At 56.7% G+C, this 462-nt stretch carries 1 protein-coding gene; it reads right to left on the minus strand.

Features of this window, described 5'->3' with window-relative positions; translation table 11 throughout:
- Nucleotides 1–366: 366 nt before the first annotated feature.
- A partial coding sequence (locus tag QCE48_RS31760) for a transposase domain-containing protein (RefSeq protein WP_309794514.1) occupies nucleotides 367–462 on the minus strand: 96 nt, incomplete at its 5' end.

Raw genomic sequence — 462 nt, forward strand, 5'->3', positions numbered from 1 at the left:
ACAATCTCGGCCACTTTGGTTCCCATCAAAACATTTGATGGGAACCAAATTACCCCCGTTCACTGCTGCCCGGAGAACGGCCGACGTGAGACGCATACGCTATGGTGTCGTGGTACTCCGAAGCTCGACAGGCACGCTTTTGTGCATTTGGATCATGGCAGCTATGAATGCGACGCTTGCGTTCACGCGTAGGCCGATGACTGTTGTTGGCACAATCGAGTTCGGCCGGGCACTGGATTTGACCTAGACGTTTTCGACGCTTGCCTGATCGGTGATAATCCTTCGGCGCGACGGGACAGGCGGTTAGCACTTGTAGGAAAAAGGTAAGCGCCCGGTGATCCCAGGGGTTCGGCAGCCGACGTTAGCCTACTGTTGGAGCTGAGGCTGCCAGAGGTGCGGCAGCAACTCGTCAAGCCGGCTGGCGGGCTGTGTAGGGAGCCGCGTCATGATGTCTTTCAGATA

The sequence above is a fragment of the Caballeronia sp. LZ024 genome, from assembly GCF_031451455.1.
Lineage (GTDB): Bacteria > Pseudomonadota > Gammaproteobacteria > Burkholderiales > Burkholderiaceae > Caballeronia > Caballeronia telluris.